Source organism: Paraliobacillus salinarum, from assembly GCF_014083865.1.
Classification (GTDB): domain Bacteria; phylum Bacillota; class Bacilli; order Bacillales; family Amphibacillaceae; genus Paraliobacillus; species Paraliobacillus salinarum.
This window is the reverse complement of the sequence record NZ_JACEFA010000019.1, coordinates 15,434-35,175: the sequence shown is the minus strand read 5'-3', so window position 1 is coordinate 35,175 and position 19,742 is coordinate 15,434. Positions and strand designations below refer to the sequence as shown.

At 34.7% G+C, this 19,742-nt stretch carries 18 protein-coding genes and 1 other annotated feature; of the genes, 12 read left to right on the top strand and 6 right to left on the bottom strand.

The features are described 5' to 3' along the window. From HP569_RS14635 to rpmH, 5 genes are all read right to left on the bottom strand, one after another. Nucleotides 1-175, bottom strand: a 175-nt coding sequence (locus HP569_RS14635; RefSeq protein WP_182199881.1) for a transposase, incomplete at its 3' end; no start/stop codon positions are given. 78 nt (nt 176-253) lie between these two features. After that, nucleotides 254-880, bottom strand: coding sequence for an RNA-binding cell elongation regulator Jag/EloR (gene jag, locus HP569_RS13360; protein ID WP_182201674.1), 627 nt, complete (start codon nt 878-880; stop codon nt 254-256). Further along, a complete protein-coding gene (spoIIIJ, locus tag HP569_RS13355; RefSeq protein ID WP_182201673.1) occupies nt 877-1,659 on the bottom strand; it encodes a YidC family membrane integrase SpoIIIJ in 783 nt (260 codons plus the stop codon). The genes jag and spoIIIJ overlap by 4 nt, the downstream gene beginning before the upstream one ends. Before the next feature lie 159 nt (nt 1,660-1,818). After that, nucleotides 1,819-2,163, bottom strand: coding sequence for a ribonuclease P protein component (rnpA, locus tag HP569_RS13350; protein WP_182201672.1), 345 nt, complete (start codon nt 2,161-2,163; stop codon nt 1,819-1,821). A 164-nt stretch (nt 2,164-2,327) separates the two neighbouring features. Next, nucleotides 2,328-2,462 (bottom strand): 50S ribosomal protein L34, encoded by a 135-nt coding sequence (gene rpmH / locus HP569_RS13345; RefSeq protein ID WP_182201671.1) that lies wholly within the window; start codon nt 2,460-2,462, stop codon nt 2,328-2,330. 650 nt (nt 2,463-3,112) lie between these two features. Between rpmH and dnaA the strand changes: the two genes are divergently transcribed. The 8 genes from dnaA to HP569_RS13305 all read left to right on the top strand — a co-directional run bounded on the left by dnaA (nt 3,113) and on the right by HP569_RS13305 (nt 13,575). Next, entirely contained in the window at nt 3,113-4,465 is a 1,353-nt protein-coding gene (gene dnaA / locus HP569_RS13340; protein ID WP_182201670.1) for a chromosomal replication initiator protein DnaA, read from the top strand. 210 nt (nt 4,466-4,675) lie between these two features. Next, nucleotides 4,676-5,818, top strand: a complete 1,143-nt coding sequence (gene dnaN / locus HP569_RS13335) for a DNA polymerase III subunit beta (RefSeq protein ID WP_182201669.1) — start codon at nt 4,676-4,678, stop codon at nt 5,816-5,818. A gap of 231 nt (nt 5,819-6,049) precedes the next feature. Next, nucleotides 6,050-6,280 carry a S4 domain-containing protein YaaA gene (gene yaaA / locus HP569_RS13330; protein ID WP_182201668.1) on the top strand — a complete coding sequence of 77 codons (231 nt, stop codon included), beginning with the start codon at nt 6,050-6,052 and terminating at the stop codon, nt 6,278-6,280. 30 nt (nt 6,281-6,310) lie between these two features. Then, entirely contained in the window at nt 6,311-7,423 is a 1,113-nt protein-coding gene (gene recF / locus HP569_RS13325) for a DNA replication/repair protein RecF (protein ID WP_182201667.1), read from the top strand. A 55-nt stretch (nt 7,424-7,478) separates the two neighbouring features. After that, a complete protein-coding gene (remB, locus tag HP569_RS13320) occupies nt 7,479-7,772 on the top strand; it encodes an extracellular matrix regulator RemB (RefSeq protein ID WP_182201666.1) in 294 nt (97 codons plus the stop codon). A gap of 110 nt (nt 7,773-7,882) precedes the next feature. Next, nucleotides 7,883-9,802: a DNA topoisomerase (ATP-hydrolyzing) subunit B gene (gene gyrB, locus HP569_RS13315; RefSeq protein ID WP_182201675.1), complete on the top strand. Its 1,920-nt coding sequence runs from the start codon at nt 7,883-7,885 to the stop codon at nt 9,800-9,802. Between the two features lie 65 nt (nt 9,803-9,867). Then, nucleotides 9,868-12,369 (top strand): DNA gyrase subunit A, encoded by a 2,502-nt coding sequence (gyrA, locus tag HP569_RS13310; RefSeq protein ID WP_182201665.1) that lies wholly within the window; start codon nt 9,868-9,870, stop codon nt 12,367-12,369. Nucleotides 12,370-12,504: 135 nt separating this feature from the next. After that, nucleotides 12,505-13,575 carry an HD-GYP domain-containing protein gene (locus HP569_RS13305; RefSeq protein ID WP_182201664.1) on the top strand — a complete coding sequence of 357 codons (1,071 nt, stop codon included), beginning with the start codon at nt 12,505-12,507 and terminating at the stop codon, nt 13,573-13,575. A 31-nt stretch (nt 13,576-13,606) separates the two neighbouring features. On the opposite strand, the gene HP569_RS13300 is transcribed toward HP569_RS13305, so the two are convergent. Next, the gene (locus HP569_RS13300; protein ID WP_182201663.1) at nt 13,607-14,557 is read right to left on the bottom strand and encodes a YaaC family protein; all 951 of its coding nucleotides are present in this window, start codon (nt 14,555-14,557) and stop codon (nt 13,607-13,609) included. Between the two features lie 206 nt (nt 14,558-14,763). Here HP569_RS13300 and guaB point away from each other — a divergent pair, with 206 nt between their 5' ends. The 4 genes from guaB to pdxT all read left to right on the top strand — a co-directional run bounded on the left by guaB (nt 14,764) and on the right by pdxT (nt 19,440). Beyond that, the gene (gene guaB / locus HP569_RS13295; RefSeq protein ID WP_182201662.1) at nt 14,764-16,233 is read left to right on the top strand and encodes an IMP dehydrogenase; all 1,470 of its coding nucleotides are present in this window, start codon (nt 14,764-14,766) and stop codon (nt 16,231-16,233) included. 178 nt (nt 16,234-16,411) lie between these two features. Further along, nucleotides 16,412-17,749: a D-alanyl-D-alanine carboxypeptidase family protein gene (locus tag HP569_RS13290; protein ID WP_182201661.1), complete on the top strand. Its 1,338-nt coding sequence runs from the start codon at nt 16,412-16,414 to the stop codon at nt 17,747-17,749. Between the two features lie 178 nt (nt 17,750-17,927). Then, entirely contained in the window at nt 17,928-18,812 is an 885-nt protein-coding gene (pdxS, locus tag HP569_RS13285; protein WP_182201660.1) for a pyridoxal 5'-phosphate synthase lyase subunit PdxS, read from the top strand. Between the two features lie 37 nt (nt 18,813-18,849). Beyond that, entirely contained in the window at nt 18,850-19,440 is a 591-nt protein-coding gene (gene pdxT / locus HP569_RS13280; protein ID WP_182201659.1) for a pyridoxal 5'-phosphate synthase glutaminase subunit PdxT, read from the top strand. A 45-nt stretch (nt 19,441-19,485) separates the two neighbouring features. Beyond that, nucleotides 19,486-19,705 (top strand) — a binding site (T-box leader). The last annotated feature ends 37 nt before the right edge of the window (nt 19,706-19,742 follow it).

The window sequence follows — 19,742 nt, the reverse complement described above, 5'->3', positions numbered from 1 at the left end:
TATGTTTTTTCCTCATTAATCCCTCCACTCCAAATTTCTCAAATACCTTTACCCATCTTTTTAATGGTGAACTGCTTTTCATACCGTGCTTCCTTGCTAATATATCATAACCCAATTTTCCATCTTGATATTCTTTTACTAGCATTAATTTAAATTGTTCACTATATTTAGCCATAAAAATACACCCCAAAAGTTAGATTTTTACTCTAACTTTTGGGGTGCAGTACACTGAGATAACTCTTTTTTCTTATATTTATCTTTTTGACGGTCTAATGACAACATGTCTATGTGGATCGGTACCGTCTGAATAGGTTTCAATCTTTTGATTATCCTGCAATGCGCTATGAATAATCTTTCGTTCGAATGAAGGCATTGGTTCCAATGATACATGTTTATTAATACTTGTTGCTTTATCAGCTAAACGATGCGCAAGTTGAACTAATGTTTGCTTTCTTCGCTCTCGATAACCCTCAGCATCAACAATAACCTGATGTCGTTCATTCGACTTACGATTAAGCATAATTTGAACCAAATATTGAATTGCATTTAAGGTTTGGCCTCGCTTTCCAATAACCATAGCCATATGCTTCCCTGTCAATTCAAAATAAACACTGGTTCCTTGAACAGTACGCTCTACACTCACTTTTTCCTCTGTGAAATTAGTAAGTATATTTAACAAATAATCTTCTGCTAATTGTATTGGATTTTCAGCAACAGAGACTTTTACAATGGCTCGTTTTGATCCGAATAATCCTAATATACCTTTTTTACCTTCATCAATAACTTCTACATTAACTTGGTCCTCTGTGGTGTTTAACTGCTTTAATGCTGATTGGACCGCATCTTCTACTGTTTGACCAGAAGCAGTTACTTGTCTCACTTTTGATTTCCTCCCGCTGTGGATCCCTTATTCATCATTGGTTTACGAATAAACAACGTTTGTAATACCATAAATACGTTACCAACCACCCAATATAATGCAAGTGCAGATGGGAAGAATAACGCCATCACACCAATCATAATTGGCATCATATATAACATCATTGTCATCTGTGGCATAGCTGCATTTTGTGATGTATTTGTTCCTGCCATCATTAATTTTTGTTGTAAGAAAGTTGCACCAGCAGCTACGATAGGTAAAATATAGTATGGATCAGGTTCACTCAATTGGAACCATAAGAAACTACCATCATCAAGGTGTGGTGTACGCATAATTGCATGGTAAAAAGCAATTAATATAGGCATTTGTACAATGACCGGTAAACAACCTGCCATTGGATTGACACCATTTTTTTGGAATAAATCCATTGTTTCTTTTTGTAGTTTTTGTTGTGTTTGTGCATCTTTTGAACTGTACTTTTCTTTAATTTTTTGAAGTTCTGGTTGTATGTCTTGCATTGCTTTTGAACTCTTTAATTGTTTAATATTTAGTGGTAACAAAATTAAGCGGATAATAATCGTAACTACTACAATCGCTAGACCAAAACTACCACTAAAAAGCTTTGCTGCTTCTTTTATTACTACTGATAAGGGATAGACAAAATAAGAATCCCAAATTCCTTCACTTTCACTTGTAATATCAGAATTAATGTCTCCGCAACCAGACAAAAACACTAATAATCCGATCAAGGTCACTAACAATAAGACCTTTTTACGCATACTCTTCCTCCTTCATACCATTTCTTGCAGATATGTTAAATTTATTTATAGCCATTTTTCAATAAAAACATATTTATCATACAAAAGTTTTTACATAACGTAAATAGTTGACACTATATTGTTAAAAGTTAAAGATTACTTTAATAATTTATTACTATTTTAAGAGCGTTTTATTGATTCAGTTTTTGAGAGTACATGTATTAAGCTTTTTTTTATATCATGGTAATCCATATCTTTTACTGGAGCACGTGCAATGATAACAATGTCCAAAGAAGGTTTAACCTGTGGCTTTAATTCTAAAAAAGCTTGACGTAGATATCGTTTTATTTGATTACGTACAACAGCATTACCAATTTTCTTACTAACAGACAACCCAATTCTAAAATGTGTTTGTTCTTGTTTATGTAAAAAATAAATAACTAACTGTCTATTGGCAAACGATTTCCCGTTCTTAAAAACATGTTGGAATTCTTCATTTTTTTTAATTCGATATGTTTTCTTCATGGAATGTTACCTCCATTATACACTAAAATCCAATCAGAACGAATGAGTTATATCGGCTTTAAACTAGAGCATCATTCCATTCCAAAATAATGCATCTATCTCTGTTAAAACCACATATAACTTGTCCTAATTGGAAAAAAGACCACTGACATGATCTCAGTGGCCTATGCAGACAATACTTTTCTTCCTTTTTTACGACGGCGAGCAATTACGTTTCTTCCGTTTGCTGTACTCATACGAGAACGAAAACCGTGTACTTTTTTGCGTTTACGATTATTTGGTTGAAATGTGCGTTTCATTTATAAAACACCTCCCTGAGGAATTGACTTTCTATATCATTTAAAAAGATAGCCTAACACATTATACGGAATATAGCTACCTTCTGTCAACAAGAACCAGTATTTAAATAACAAATATGTGCCAGTAAAAATGATTAACTAATTTTTTTTCAAATATATAAATGTCCATATATTTTCTCTTCTTAAACTTGTCCACACTTATTGTGCATTATTTTTTTACTTTTAATTTCATCCACAACATTTATCTACAAATTACGCACAAAATATAGTACTGTGGATAGTTTTTGTCTACAAGGTGTAGTTAATGTGGATAAGCGTCGAAATCCCCTTGCTATATTAGTATTTATTTGGTATTATATTTATGTTTTAACATGTGAAAAAGATTAAAAGGGAACCTCACTGTCCACAGGTTGTGGATAACATGTGGACATTTGTTCACATCCTTGTTTACTTATTTATACACAGGTTAGTGGATAATGATTAAAACTCACCTAAGAGTTGCTTATCTCTGATGTTTTTTATCCACAACGTTAGAAATCTTATATGCCTTTCGATCCCTTAAATAAAAGGATTGCGAGAGGCTTTTTATTTCTTCAATTAACACTATTCATGTAATCGAAAGAATATGCCCAGAAAGGAGTGACTTCTAAGTGGAAAATATTGAGGAATTATGGACTAGCACACTTGCTACTATCAAAGAAAAGGTTAGTAAACCTAGCTATGATACTTGGTTAAAGAACACAAGCGCAGAAAGTATTACAGAAGATACTATGATTATCTCTGCCCCAAACGAATTTGCTCGTGATTGGCTAGAAAGTAGATATACTTCTTTAATATCTGACGCATTATTTGAAGTAACTGGCGCAAAATTAAAAACAAAGTTTGTTATACCTGAAACAGAAAATTTTCTAGAAGAAAAAACACAAGAAGCTAAGAAAATACCTAAAGTTAAATCAGGAGATAACACACAATCACCAAAAACGATGTTAAACGACAAATATACTTTTAACACTTTTGTTATCGGATCTGGAAATCGTTTTGCCCATGCCGCATCTTTAGCTGTTGCTGAAGCGCCAGCTAAAGCATATAATCCTTTATTTATCTATGGTGGCGTAGGTTTAGGAAAAACACACTTGATGCACGCAATTGGACATTATGTATTAGATCATAATCCTGATGCTAAAGTAGTCTATTTAACTTCTGAAAAATTTACTAATGAATTTATTAACTCTATTCGTGATAACAAAGCTGAGAATTTTAGAAATAAATATCGTAGCATTGATGTTCTACTAATAGATGATATTCAGTTTCTAGCTGGAAAAGAACAAACACAAGAAGAGTTTTTCCATACTTTTAACACGCTACATGAAGAGAGCAAACAAATTATTATCTCTAGTGATCGACCGCCAAAAGAAATTCCAACTTTGGAAGACCGTTTGCGTTCAAGATTCGAATGGGGATTAATTACCGATATTACACCGCCTGATTTAGAAACTCGTATTGCTATTTTACGAAAAAAAGCAAAAGCGGAAGGATTAGATATTCCTAATGAAGTAATGCTCTATATTGCGAATCAAATTGATACTAATATTAGGGAATTAGAAGGGGCATTAATTCGTGTTGTTGCTTATTCTTCACTAATTAACAAAGATATAGATGCTTCCTTAGCAGCTGAAGCACTCAAGGATATTATCCCGAGTTCAAGACCTAGAGTAATTACCATAGCTACGATCCAGGAAGTCATAGCTGAAAAATATCAAATAAAACTAGAAGAATTTGCAGCTAAAAAACGAACCAAATCAATTGCGTTCCCTAGACAAATTGCAATGTATTTATCTAGAGAGCTAACTGATTTCTCACTACCTAAAATCGGAGAAGAATTTGGTGGACGTGATCATACAACCGTAATTCACGCACATGAAAAAATCTCAAAACTTATCAGTGAAGATCATTTACTAAATCAAGATATTGAAGAAATAAAGGAACGTTTAAAATCAATGTAATTAAAATTGTTTTGTAAGTAAGCCTGTTATACACATGTGAATAACGTGGATAATCGTTACACACTTACCAACATATTATCCACAGCGCTTATTATTATCTTTATAACAGAATTATTCAGTTATCCACATAATCACAGGGCCTATTACTATTACTACGAATTTTATTAATAATAATTAATATATATAACTTCCACTAGGAGGATTTCATTTATGCGATTTATTATTCAACGAGATCAATTGATTGACAGTATCCAACACGTAATGAAAGCAATCTCATCTCGTGTTACCATCCCAATTTTAACAGGGATAAAAATAGAAGCATCTGCAGAAGGAATTAAATTAACAGGAAGCGATTCAGACATTTCAATCGAATCATTTATTCCAAAAGAAGAAGATGGAATCATCAATGCAGAAGAGATAACGGAAGGAAGTATTGTTGTTCAAGCAAAATATTTCCCGGATATAATTAGAAAACTGCCACTTAAGGCGGTAGAAATTGTTGCTGATGAGAATTATCAAGTAACAATAAAATCTGGTGGTGCAGAATTTCATTTAAATGGTCAAGATGCGACAGAATATCCACAATTGCCTGTTCTTCATACAGACAATAGTTTCACATTAAAAAATGAAGTATTAAAGGATTTAATTAAACAAACTGTATTTGCTGTATCTACAGTAGAAACGAGACCAATTCTTACTGGTGTAAATATGAAATTAGAAGAAGGTTTCTTAAATTTCGTTGCAACAGATAGTCATAGACTTGCTTCTAGAAAACTGCCAGTAGATTTAGAAACAGAACAGATTGATTTTAAAAATGTTGTTATACCAGGTAAAAGTTTGTCTGAACTTAATAAAATTATTGAAGACAATGAAGATACAATTACAATTAGTGTCACTGAGAATCAAATTTTATTTCAAACAAAGCATCTATATTTCTTATCTCGTTTATTGGACGGGAATTATCCAGAAACATCAAGACTTATACCAGACCAAAGTAAAACCGTAATTTATGCGAAAACGAAAGAATTATTACAAGCGATTGATCGTGCCTCTTTATTAGCTAAAGAGAATCGTAATAATGTAGTTAAGCTCCAAACAAAGGAAAATGATCAACTAGAAATTACTAGTAATACACCTGAAGTTGGTGAAGTAGTAGAGGATTTATCAACAGATAGCATTGATGGGGAAGAATTGAAGATTTCTTTTAGTGCAAAATATGTCATTGATGCATTAAAAATTATTGAAGAAGAGAAAGTTAAAATTGAATTTACAGGTGCAATGCGTCCATTTATTATTCGACCGATGGACAATGAGCATATTCTTCAACTAATTCTGCCAGTTCGCACGTATTAATTTTATAAAAACAACAATACTTATAAATGGCATGTAAATCATGGTGTATAAGCAGAAAAGGGGTTGTCTAAGAACAATCCCTTTTGCTTTTGATAGAGATTTCCTACAAAGCTTTGCTTATCTTAGAATATCTAGTAAAATAGAAAGAAGGCACTAAAAAGATCGGTGTAAAAAAAACGAGTACTAGTATGGAGCTTTGCTATTAACTCTCTCAACTAGGAGGCTGTAACAATGGAAGTAGAAAAAATTGAGATAACAACGGAATATATAGCATTAGGACAATTCCTCAAATTAGCTAACATCATTGAATCTGGTGGAATGGCAAAACTGTTTCTAGCTGATTATGATGTGTTTGTAAATAATGAACAGGATCAACGTAGAGGTAGAAAGTTATATCCGGGAGACCGAGTTGACATTCCAGATGTAGGGTCATTTGAAATTCATGTGGAAGAATCGATGTAGTTACTGCACGCACTTAGAAAGGGTATTATTATGTATATACAAGGTTTATCACTAACTAATTATCGAAATTATCAGGATTTATCTGTAACATTTGATGATAAAGTTAACGTTATTATTGGTGAGAATGCGCAAGGGAAAACCAATCTAATGGAAGCTATTTATGTGCTAGCTTTTTCTAAATCTTATCGAACGCCACGTGACAAAGAACTTATTCAATGGAATCAAAACTATGCTAAAATAGAAGGGAAAGTATATAAACGAAAACAGAGCTTCCCTCTTGAAATACAATTCTCTAGTAAAGGTAAAAAGGCAAAAGTAAACCATTTAGAACAGCGTCGACTTAGTGATTACATAGGTGCTTTAAATGTTGTGATGTTTGCCCCTGAAGATTTAAATCTAGTTAAAGGAAGTCCTCAGATTAGACGTAGATTCATTGATATGGAAATTGGTCAAATTCAGCCCGTTTATATTTATCATTTAGGCCAATTTCAAAAAATATTAAAACAGCGAAATCATTTATTGAAAGATCTTCAGCGCAGAAAAACAAATGATCGCACGATGCTCGAAGTGTTAACGGAACAATTAATTGAACACGCTAGTTTTATTGTTGAAAAGCGATTCTTGTTTTTGGATCTTTTACGAAAATGGGCAAAACCGATACATAAAGGGATTAGTCAGGACAAAGAAAATCTAGAAATAAGCTACTTATCTACAGTAGATGTATCAGAAGTCGAAGATAGGGAGAAAATAAAAGCTAAGTATACTACTAGTTTTTTCAGCATGTTAGAAAAGGAAGTAGATAGAGGAACGACACTAATCGGTCCTCATCGAGATGATTTAGTTTTTTATGTAAATGACAAAGATGTTCAGACCTTTGGTTCACAAGGTCAGCAGCGAACAACTGCATTATCATTGAAACTAGCTGAAATTGATTTAATCAAAAGTGAAGTAGGCGAATATCCTATTTTGTTATTGGATGATGTACTGAGCGAGTTAGATCACTATCGACAATCACATTTATTACATACAATTCAAGGTAAAGTACAAACTTTTGTTTCTACAACGAGTGTCAGTGATATTCAGCATGATACGATTAATCAGGCTGAGCTTTTTCATGTGAAAGATGGGGAGATTGTTATGTAAGGTGATGCCTTATGTATGCTCAACTAGTTATACATAAAGAATAGGGGGGATCGACATGTTTATTCATATTGGTGGAGATGACATTATTGAATCAAAAAATGTAATTGCTATGATTGACTACCAGTACATCTCTTCATCAACAATTAATGACGAAATGGTAAATAATCAACAGAAAGCCAACAATGTCACAACTCTTGATGAAGAAGAAACAAAATCAATTATTATTACAAATGATCATATATACTATAGCCCCTTGTCTGTTTTGACGTTAAAAAAACGAGCAAGTATGCTTTCCACCATTAGTAAATTGGATGATTATAGTAACGATGATATGTTTGAAGAGACCTAGTAGACTGTTACATTTATATAAAATGTTACAAGACTTTAATATATGAGTGAAAAATAAGGAAAGAAAAAAAGATAGCTTTCCAAATAGAAGCGTGGGTGAAAGAATTGACAATGGATGAAAATGTATCAACACATCAAGCGTACGATGAAAATCAAATACAAGTGTTAGAAGGTTTAGAAGCAGTTAGAAAAAGACCAGGTATGTATATTGGGTCTACGAATGAAAAAGGATTACACCATTTAGTTTGGGAGATTGTCGATAATAGTATAGATGAGGCACTTGCCGGTTATTGTGATCACATTCAAGTAATTATTGAAGAAGATAATAGTATTACCGTAATGGATAACGGGCGAGGAATTCCAGTTGGAACACATGAAAAAACAGGCCGACCAGCTGTTGAAGTAATTATGACAGTTCTTCATGCGGGAGGTAAATTTGGTGGTGGCGGTTATAAAGTTTCCGGTGGTCTACACGGTGTAGGTGCATCAGTAGTTAATGCTCTGTCTACATCACTAGAGGTCTATGTGCATCGTGATGGCCAAATCCACTTCTTAAGTTTTAAACGTGGTGCTCCTGATGAAGAATTACAAGTTATTGGTGAAACAGAAGTAACTGGTACACGTGTTCATTTTACTCCAGATCCTACGATCTTTGATGAACCACTTACTTATAATTATGATGTTTTATCTCAACGTTTACGTGAATTAGCCTTTTTAAATAAAGGCTTAACAATATCTATTGAAGATAAACGAGAAGAGGATAAAAAAGACACTTTTCATTATGAAGGTGGTATTCGCTCTTATGTTGAACATTTGAATCGTTCTCGTGAAGTACTGCATGAGCCATTTTTTTCCGAAAAAGAAGAGTCTGGCATTAATGTTGAGGTTGCTTTACAGTATAATGATGGCTTTGCTAGTAATATATACTCTTTTGCCAATAATATTCACACCTATGAGGGCGGTACACATGAATCTGGTTTTAAAACTGGATTAACTCGTGTTATTAATGATTATGCTCGTAAAAATAATTTATTTAAAGAGAATGATCCGAACTTAACAGGTGATGATGTTCGTGAAGGGTTAACTGCGATTATTTCGATTAAACATCCTGATCCTCAATTTGAAGGACAAACAAAGACGAAACTCGGAAATAGTGAAGCAAGAACAATTACTGATTCAACTTTTAGTGAATTATTTTCTAAATTCCTGTTTGAAAATCCAGATACAGCTAGAATTGTTGTAGAAAAAGGTTTAATGGCCTCTCGTGCAAGAATGGCAGCAAAGAAAGCACGAGAATTAACAAGACGTAAGGGTGCTCTAGAGATCTCTAATCTACCCGGTAAACTTGCAGATTGTTCTACTCGTGATGCTTCAAAAAGTGAACTGTACATTGTAGAGGGTGACTCTGCTGGTGGTTCTGCAAAACAGGGACGTGATCGTCATTTCCAAGCTATTCTACCATTAAGAGGAAAAATTCTTAACGTAGAAAAAGCTCGCTTAGATAAAATTCTATCAAATAATGAAATACGTATGATCATTACAGCATTGGGTACGGGTATTGGAGAAGATTTCGATATTGAAAAAGCCCGTTATCACAAAGTTATTATTATGACAGATGCCGATGTTGATGGTGCACACATTCGAACACTGTTGTTAACATTCTTCTATCGTTATATGCGTCCATTAATTGATTATGGATATATTTATATTGCGCAACCACCACTTTATAAGGTGCAGCAAGGTAAAGCTGCTTATTATGCTTATAATGAAAAGGAAATGGAACGTATTGTTGGAGAATTACCAAAACAACCAAAACCAGGATTACAACGTTATAAAGGTCTTGGGGAGATGAACGCAACACAGTTATGGGAAACGACGATGGATCCAGATAATCGAACATTATTACAAGTTAATCTAGATGATGCGATTGAAGCCGATCAGGTTTTTGATATGTTAATGGGTGATAAAGTTGAGCCACGTCGTAATTTCATTCAAGATAATGCAGTTTATGTAAAGAATTTAGATGTATAAGTCTTAAAGTAATATGTAAATAAAGTAAAAGTAAGTTTGTCCTCAGTAGGATAGGAGGTAGTCATATGGTGGATAATCAACGTCCACAGGTGCAAGAAATTAATATTGGTAAAGAAATGCGTACATCTTTTTTAGACTACGCAATGAGTGTTATTGTTTCAAGGGCTTTACCCGATGTTAGAGATGGATTAAAGCCTGTTCATCGTAGAATTCTTTATGCGATGAATGATCTGGGTATGCATGCAGATAAAGCATACAAAAAATCTGCTCGTATTGTCGGTGACGTAATTGGTAAGTATCACCCACACGGTGATTCCGCAGTTTACGAAGCAATGGTAAGGATGGCACAGGATTTCAGTTATCGTTACATGCTAGTTGATGGACACGGTAACTTTGGTTCAGTAGATGGAGATCCTGCTGCTGCTATGCGTTATACAGAAGCTAGAATGTCAAAAATATCAATGGAAATTTTACGTGATATTAATAAAGACACGATTGACTATATGGATAACTATGATGGATCAGAACGCGAGCCAAAAGTGTTACCATCTCGTTTTCCAAATTTATTAGTTAACGGTGCATCAGGTATTGCTGTTGGGATGGCAACGAATATCCCACCTCATCAATTGGGAGAAACCATTGATGCTGTATTAGCAATTAGTAAAAATCCAGATCTAACAATTGATGAATTAATGGAATCGTATATTTACGGTCCCGACTTTCCTACTGGTGGAATGATATTAGGACGAAGCGGTATTCGTAAAGCGTTTGAAACTGGAAAAGGTTCAATTACTATTCGTGCGAAAGCAGAAATTGAAGAGAAGGCAAATGGCAAAGCTACAATTATTGTTTCAGAATTACCTTATCAAGTGAATAAAGCAAAACTTGTTGAGAAAATTGCTGAGCTTGCTCGTGATAAGAAAATTGATGGCATTACAGATTTACGAGATGAATCAGATCGAAATGGTATGCGTATCGTAATAGAACTACGTCGAGATGCAAATGCCAATGTATTATTAAATAATTTATATAAACAAACAGCGTTACAAACCTCATTTGGTATTAATATGCTTGCCTTAGTCGATGGACAGCCTAAAGTATTAAATTTAAAACAAGCGTTGTCGCATTATTTAGAGCATCAAAAAGAGATTATTAAACGTCGTACAGCATATGAACTTCGTAAAGCAGAAGCACGCGCTCATATTTTAGAAGGCTTGCGTATCGCGTTAGATCATATTGATGCGATTATTGCACTTATTCGTCAATCAAAAACAGCTGATATCGCAAGAACCGGCTTAATGGAGAACTATGATCTATCAGAAAAGCAAGCACAAGCTATCTTAGATATGCGTTTGCAACGTTTAACTGGTCTTGAACGCGAAAAGATTGAAGAAGAATATCAAGAGTTGCTAAAATTAATTAATGAATTAAAAGCTGTTTTAGCAGATGAAGAAAAAGTACTTGAAATCATTCGTGAGGAATTACTAGAAATAAAAGAAAAATTTAATGATACACGTCGTACAGAAATCAGTGTCGGCGGTACAGACTTCTTCGAGGATGAAGATCTTATCCCAGAAGAAAATATTGTTATTACTTTAACACATAAAGGTTACATTAAACGACTACCTTCCTCTACTTATCGTGTACAACGAAGAGGAGGACGTGGTGTACAAGGAATGGATACGAATGAGGATGATTTTGTAGAACATTTAGTTTCCACTTCTACACACGATACCGTTTTATTCTTTAGTAATAAAGGAAAAGTATATCGAGCAAAAGGATATGAAATTCCTGAGTTTAGTAGAACAGCAAAAGGAATACCAATTATTAATTTGTTAGAAATTGATAAAGATGAATGGATAAATGCAGTAATTACCGTTCATGAATTTGAGTCTGACTGGTATCTTTTCTTTACTACAAAACAAGGTATTTCAAAACGAACATCGTTAGCTCAATTTGCGAATATTCGTCGTGGCGGATTAATCGCCCTGAATTTACGCGAAGACGATGAATTGATTTCTGTTCGATTAACAGATGGGTCCAAGCATATTATGATCGGAACTAGAAAAGGTTCTCTCATTCGTTTTGAAGAAAATCAAATTCGTTCGATGGGTCGAACTGCAGCTGGCGTGAAAGGAATTTCGTTACGTGAGAATGATGAAGTAGTCTCAATGGAAATCATTGAAGATGATTATCACGTATTAAATGTTACCGAAAATGGCTATGGAAAACAAACTCCAGCAGTAGATTATCGTATTACTAATCGTGGTGGTAAGGGTGTTGCCACATGTAATATTACAGAAAAAACTGGTGAGGTTGTAGCAGTTAAAGCGGTAAATGGTGAAGAAGATATTATGATTATAACTGCAGCTGGTGTATTGATTCGTATGCCTGTTGATGGTATTTCACAAACAGGAAGAAATACACAAGGTGTTCGCTTGATTCGCCTTCAAGAGGATCAAAAAGTTGCAACTGTTGCACGAATTGAAATAGAAGAAGAAATAGAAGAAGAAATAGAAACAATTGAGGAAAGTGAAGAAGTTTCTCAAGAGCCAACTGAAGAATAAATCTTGGTTGAGCATCTGTCTATATAATTTTTAGTTATTTACACATTTCATTTGGAGTTGTCTATTGGCAACTCCATTCTTATAAAATTATATAAATTTTATATACTGTTAAACATAAAAAAGGTGGTGTTGATCATGGAAGTTCATCCATCACAATTAACTCCTCAGTGTGTCCTTCTAGAAGATGTGCGTGGAAAGACAAGTCGACCAATTATAACAAAGAATACAGTTATAAATGAACTACATATTGAAGTCCTTCGAAGTTTTTTAATCAATGAAGTTAAAGTATCACCAAAGTTAGCAAATGGAATGCCATTTCACCCTAAAGAAAAAGAAGTACAAAAAAAGAAAAAGAAAATAATCGAATCAAAACCATTAACAGAACAATATCAGGATGCTGTTCTATCTTACAAGAAAATGTTTTGGCAATGGCAAAGTGGTTCTCAGATACAAATAAATAGAGTAAGAGAATTAATTGTGCCATTATTAGAACAAGTTGAGGAATTTGGCATCACCATATTTCAATTGCATCGTTATTCCAACAAAGAGGATTATTTTTATCACCATGGTGTAGCAACGAGCTTATTAGCAGGTTTATTAGCTAAACAATTAGGTGTCGAAAAAGAATGGATCCAAGTTGGTATCGCAGCATTTCTGGCAGAGAGTGGCATGGCAAAAGTTAATCCCGGCATTTTCACGAAGGTGGGATTATTAACGGATGGAGAATTTAAAGAAATTAAAAAACATCCGATCTATTCTTACCGCTATATCGAGAAGTCTTCTGCTTTAAGCAAAGGAGCGAAATTAGCGATATTACAGCATCATGAAAGACCTAATGGCACTGGTTACCCATTAGGATTAAAAGCAGATAAAATCCATTCTTTCGCACAAATAATCGCTATTTGTGATACCTATCATGCAATGACTTGTGAACGTCGTTATCGTGCACAACAGTCTCCTTTTTTAGTACTGGAAGAAATGCAAAGAGATAGCTACCAACATTTTGATTATCATATATTTAAAAAGTTTATGGAATTAAGTACTAATTTTCCAGTTGCAACAAAAGTACGACTCTCTAATGATTTGATAGGAGAGATTGTTCATATAGAACCAGCTTTTCCTACCCGTCCAATTATAGAATTGGAAGATGGGAAGATGATTGCATTAAAAGAACACTCATCACTTTACATTGAAGAAACAGTTTGAAAAAAAGAGATGATTTTTAGCTAGATCGTTATCACATATATTGTTTAAGAAAGTGTTCGAAAAAGTACGGAACTTTTTTAGAAGTTATGGATAAGAAATGTGTGATAATAGAATAGTCGCTTGAATGTTGTGTTTGGACAAAGTCCCCCCACCATTCTGATTCATAGCGAACGATCATACTTAGGTGATACAGTAGCATATAATGATGCATAATTTCATGATGTTGCATTGGTACATCAGTGTTTAGAGGGAAGTATACATGATGATTATCTGAATGAATATACAATGGCTGATTAGTGATAACAGGAACAGGTTGATCTAATTTACATTGAAACTGTGTCTTTGTTTGTTTTACTTCAGTAATATTTATAAAACCCTGTAACTTATTAATAAATCGATCTTGTGTTACATGATAGTTGTCTAACACAATATTAGGAAATGTTAGTGTAGATTCATTGACCCTCCCGACTTTAACAAAAGGATGATTTTTTTGTTGTAAGAAGAATAGATTATTTAATTCAGGGATTGCTTTTAATAGCTGCTCAATATAAAACTTTTCTTTTGTAAAAGTTTTAACTTTAAATAAATGTGTTGAAAAATAACGAAATAAACCTTTTTGCTGTATTTTTACCTCATCTGCTAATAACTGATAATTTTGTTTTTTTTGCTTACGTGTAGATAATCCGTGTGCTAACAAAGCTGTACTTTCAGGATAGGTAGGAATGATCGTTAATAAACAGGCTTTGATCAGATGCATCATCCCGTAATAATAAAGTAAAGGTCGAATAGTAATTGGTGATTGATCAGCGGTTTGATAATAAATTAAACCGTGCTTAATCATATAATAAAACCGTTCTCCGTTTTGATAGCTCCAATGTGTCGGATTAGTTAAGCCTTTTTGTTCATAGCAATGGTTCAAAAATTGGTGTGCATTTTCTTGTGATTCCAGATAATGATATAAAGTGGACATAGATTGTTTCATAGAATCTCTCCTCTATGATGGTGCAATGGTTAATGGGAATTAATGTTTGGTTTTAAAAAAGGTTGAAAAACATGTTTCGATGTCGTATTGTAAATAACAATAAGAAAAAAGAGCTTGCTTTGGATTAATCTTTTGTAGCATAACCAGCAACGCCCATATTAATCATTTCTTTAATAAAATAATATTCAAGGAGGTAGTATAGAAAGATGAGACAAGATAAGTTTGCTAAAGAGGGATTAACTTTTGACGATGTATTATTAGTTCCGGCAAAGTCAGAGGTTCTACCAAGAGATGTATCGATTCAAACGAAATTATCTGATCGAATAACATTGAATATACCATTACTTAGTGCAGGGATGGATACTGTTACAGAAGCAGAAATGGCTATTTCCATGGCGCGTCAAGGTGGGATTGGTATCATTCACAAAAACATGTCGATTGAAGAACAAGCCGAGCATGTTGATCGAGTGAAACGTTCAGAAAGTGGTGTAATAACAAATCCATTTTTCTTGCAACCAGATAACCAAGTCTTTGATGCGGAACATTTAATGGGTAAGTTCAGAATTTCTGGTGTTCCAATTGTGAATAATAAAGAAGATCAAGTTTTAGTAGGTATTTTAACGAATCGTGATCTGCGTTTTATTGAAGATTATTCTATTCAAATTTCCGAGGTAATGACAGCTGATAATTTAGTAACAGCTCCTGTAGGAACTACTTTGGATGAAGCAAGCGAAATCTTGCAAAAACATCGTATTGAAAAGCTTCCTTTAATTGATGACAAAGGGGTATTGAAAGGTTTAATCACGATTAAGGATATTGAAAAAGTGATTGAATTTCCTCATTCAGCCAAAGATAAGCATGGTCGTTTACTAGCTGGAGCTGCGGTTGGAGTTACCGGAGATGCAATGACTAGAATTGAAAAATTAGTTGAAGCTGGTGTTGATGTACTTGTTATTGATACCGCACACGGGCATTCTCAAGGTGTATTGGAACAAGTGAATAAAGTAAGAGCGAAGTACCCTGATTTAGATATTATTGCAGGTAATGTTGCTACTGCTGAAGCGACACGTGAATTAATTGAAGCAGGAGCTAATATTATTAAAGTTGGTATTGGACCAGGATCGATTTGCACGACACGTGTTGTTGCAGGAGTCGGTGTACCACAAATTACAGCAATCAATGATTGTGCTACCGAAGCTAATAAGTATAATATACCAATTATAGCGGATGGCGGTATAAAATACTCTGGAGATATTGCTAAAGCATTAGCTGCGGGGGCTCATACGGTTATGTTAGGCAGCCTTTTTGCTGGTGTTACAGAAAGTCCAGGTGAAACGGAAATTTTCCAAGGTCGCCGCTATAAAGTATACCGCGGGATGGGTTCTGTTGCATCAATGAAATCTGGTTCAAAAGATCGTTATTTCCAAGATACGGATGACGCTAAGAAACTTGTACCTGAGGGAATTGAAGGAAGAGTGGCCTATAAAGGACCATTAGCTGATACTGTTCACCAATTACTTGGGGGATTGCGTGCAGGAATGGGGTATTGTGGATCTAAGGATTTAGAAGATTTCCGTACAAACGCTAAATTTATTCGCATGACAGGTGCAGGTTTACGTGAATCGCACCCACATGATGTTCAAATTACAAAAGAATCACCGAATTACTCTTTATAAGACAGTGAGAGTACAACCTCGTTTTAAAACCTGGTTGTACTTTTTTCTTGTTTACTCATGTGATTAGTCTAGCCTAAAAACTTTAGAAAAAAACACCTACAAAAGTTTGTTCCACTTTTTGATAGGATGTGATAAAATATGCCTTGTGTAATAACAATCATCGTGGAGGTATAAAAGGTTGAATAGAAAAATAACAACATCCGTGTATACTATACTCATTGGCGCACTACTCTTCGCTTCTATAGGTTTCAAACCAATTGCAGTTGAAGCAAATAGCCTAGATGTAAGTGCAGAATCAGCCATACTAGTTGATGGAGAAACAGGAAAAATATTATTTGCAAAAAATGCTGATGTGAAATTACCACCAGCAAGTATGACAAAAATGATGACAGAGTACCTTGTTTTGGAAGCAATTGAAAAAGGCCAAATTAGCTGGGATACGGAAACTGGGATTAGTGATTATGCCTATCGTATTTCTGGTGATGTTAGTTCATCTGGTATTGGTTTACGTCAAGACAAGCAGTATACTGTTCGTGATTTATACGAAGCGATGGCAATCAATTCAGATAATGGAACAAGTATTGTCTTAGCTGAACTAGTTGCAGGGTCTGAAGGTGAATTCGTTAAACTAATGAATAAAAAAGGCGAAGAGATGGGCTTAGGTGAGTTTGAATTTGTAAACTCTACTGGACTATCTAATAGTGATCTAGGTGAAAACCACCCAGAAGGAACAGATCCGAATGCTAATAATTTACTTTCTGCACGTGCAGCTGCATTATTAGCCTATCACTTAGTAAATGACTATCCAGAGGCTTTGGATATTTCCAGTCAATTAACAGACGAATTAGATGGACATACATCACAAAACTGGAATTGGATGTTACCTTGGGATAACGCAAATTTCGCCCAATTCTTTTATGAGGGTGTTGATGGTTTAAAAACTGGACATACGGATGAAGCAGGATATACCTTCACTGGAACAGCAGAGCGAGATGGTCGTCGATTAATCTCAGTAGTGATGCGAACAGATAGCATTGGCGCACGCTTTGAACAGACAAAGAAATTAATGGATTATGGCTATAATCAATTTTCACAAACGGAACTTTATCCTGCAGGTCATCAAATTAAAGACCAATCAACATTAAATGTAGCTAAAGGAAAAGAAGATACTGTTGAAGTAGAAACAAATGAAGCACTTGTTACATCCATAAAAAATGGTGAAGAAGATGCTTATGATGTGCAATATAACATCAATGAAAAATTGTTAGATGAAGATGGTAACTTAGTTGCTCCAATTAAAAAAGGGCAAGTCGTAGGTACAATGGAGTTAACTTACAATGGTGAAAATGACTATGGCTTTATTACTGAAGGGAAACAAGTACAATCTGTTGATATCGTTACTACAAGTGCAGTAGAGAAGTCGAATTGGTTCATGTTAACGCTTGGAGCAATTGGTGATTTCTTTGGTGATATTTTTAGTACCGTAAAAGATACAGTAACTGGTTGGTTCTCTTAATATAATTAGATTTTAAAAGGAATTGCTAAATAGCAGTTCCTTTTTTCTTGAAAAAATTTAATTCCTATTAAAATGGTGCAAATTAACTTGATTAAAATAGCAAGAATGGTATACAATGTTGCATATTAGTTTTTCGTTTCAATGATTGAATTTTTTAATTATATAGGGGGATAAAATCATGGCAAATGTAGGAACAGATCGTGTAAAAAGAGGGATGGCAGAGATGCAAAAAGGTGGCGTAATCATGGACGTTGTTAATGCCGAACAAGCAAAAATTGCAGAAGAAGCTGGTGCGGTAGCTGTAATGGCATTAGAACGTGTTCCATCCGATATACGTGCAGCCGGTGGTGTGGCAAGAATGGCGGATTTGACTATTGTAGAAGAGGTAATGAATGCCGTATCGATTCCAGTAATGGCGAAAGCACGTATTGGTCATATTGTTGAAGCACGTGTATTAGAATCAATGGGTGTAGATTATATTGATGAAAGTGAAGTATTAACCCCTGCCGATGAAATATATCATTTAAACAAAAGAGATTACACTATACCATTTGTTTGTGGATGCCGTGATTTAGGTGAAGCAGCACGTCGAATTGGTGAAGGTGCTTCTATGTTACGTACAAAAGGTGAGCCAGGCACAGGGAATATTGTTGAAGCTGTAAGACATATGCGAGAAGTTCAAGCTCAAGTTCGTCAACTAGTTACAATGTCTTCTGATGAAATCATGACTTTTGCTAAAGAATTAGGTGCTCCATATGAAGTGTTAATAGATATTAAAGAAAATGGTCGGCTTCCAGTAGTAAACTTCGCAGCTGGTGGTGTTGCTACGCCTGCTGATGCAGCGCTAATGATGCAATTAGGTGCAGATGGTGTATTTGTTGGGTCAGGTATTTTTAAATCAGAAGATCCAGCTAAATTTGCAAAAGCTATTGTAGAAGCAACAACACATTATAATGACTATGAATTAATTGCAAAAGTCTCTAAAGGAATTGGTACAGCGATGAAGGGTCTAGAAATTAGTACTATAGCTCCAGAACAACGTATGCAAGATCGCGGTTGGTAAGCTGTTGAAACTGGATGTTAGAAAAGGAAGGGATAACATGATAAAAATAGGGGTCTTAGGATTACAAGGCGCAATCCGTGAACATGTTCAATCCATTGAGTCATCTGGTGCAGAAGCGATTGTAATAAAAAAGAAAGAGCAGCTGGAAGAAGTAGATGGTCTTGTTTTTCCAGGTGGAGAGAGCACAACGATGCGTCGTTTGATTGATCAATATGATTTTTTCACTCCATTACAACAGTTTGGTAAACAAGGGAGACCGATATTTGGTACTTGTGCTGGATTAATTTTATTAGCAAAAGAAATTTCCGGACAAGAGCAATCCCATTTAGGATTAATGAATATAACAGTCGAACGAAATGGTTTTGGTAGACAACGTGATTCGTTTGAAGAAACTTTGCGTATTACAGGTGTCGCAGAAGACTTTGAGGCTGTATTTATTCGTGCACCTTACATTGCAGAAATTGGGGGCGATGTAGAGATATTAGCAAGGAGTCAGGGGAAAATTGTTGCAGCAAGAGAAGAGAACTATTTGTGTAGCGCTTTTCACCCTGAGTTAACTGGCGACCATAGATTTATGCAATATTTTATTCATATGGTGGAAGAATCCAAAAAACAGCTTGCATCTTGAAATAGATTTGGTTATGATAGTACAAAATAAGTCGTGAAATAAACAAATAAAGCATTGATAGGAAATAGTAACAGTTTTTTCTTTCTTCCAGAGAGCTGGTGGTAGGTGTGAATCAGTGAAAGATTACTGTGAATCCATCCTGGAGCAGGTATGTGGTCGAAAATCATACCCGGCTATACTCATAAGCCGTTATCTTAAAATGAAGCTGGAAGGAAGCATTTTCTTCAATCAGGGTGGTATCGCGGGAAAAACTCTCGTCCCTTACTTTTAGGGATGAGAGTTTTTTTGTTTGTTTCATGAGA

Coding starts and splice junctions, on each gene's coding strand:
- rnpA (WP_182201672.1), bottom strand. CDS start 2,163: ATGAAGAAAACATATCGAATTAAAAAAAATGAAGAATTCCAACATGTT.
- recF (WP_182201667.1), top strand. CDS start 6,311: ATGTATATACAAGGTTTATCACTAACTAATTATCGAAATTATCAGGAT.
- spoIIIJ (WP_182201673.1), bottom strand. CDS start 1,659: ATGCGTAAAAAGGTCTTATTGTTAGTGACCTTGATCGGATTATTAGTG.
- yaaA (WP_182201668.1), top strand. CDS start 6,050: ATGGAAGTAGAAAAAATTGAGATAACAACGGAATATATAGCATTAGGA.
- dnaN (WP_182201669.1), top strand. CDS start 4,676: ATGCGATTTATTATTCAACGAGATCAATTGATTGACAGTATCCAACAC.
- gyrA (WP_182201665.1), top strand. CDS start 9,868: ATGGTGGATAATCAACGTCCACAGGTGCAAGAAATTAATATTGGTAAA.
- HP569_RS13305 (WP_182201664.1), top strand. CDS start 12,505: ATGGAAGTTCATCCATCACAATTAACTCCTCAGTGTGTCCTTCTAGAA.
- pdxS (WP_182201660.1), top strand. CDS start 17,928: ATGGCAAATGTAGGAACAGATCGTGTAAAAAGAGGGATGGCAGAGATG.
- pdxT (WP_182201659.1), top strand. CDS start 18,850: ATGATAAAAATAGGGGTCTTAGGATTACAAGGCGCAATCCGTGAACAT.
- rpmH (WP_182201671.1), bottom strand. CDS start 2,462: ATGAAACGCACATTTCAACCAAATAATCGTAAACGCAAAAAAGTACAC.
- HP569_RS13300 (WP_182201663.1), bottom strand. CDS start 14,557: ATGAAACAATCTATGTCCACTTTATATCATTATCTGGAATCACAAGAA.
- gyrB (WP_182201675.1), top strand. CDS start 7,883: ATGGATGAAAATGTATCAACACATCAAGCGTACGATGAAAATCAAATA.
- remB (WP_182201666.1), top strand. CDS start 7,479: ATGTTTATTCATATTGGTGGAGATGACATTATTGAATCAAAAAATGTA.
- guaB (WP_182201662.1), top strand. CDS start 14,764: ATGAGACAAGATAAGTTTGCTAAAGAGGGATTAACTTTTGACGATGTA.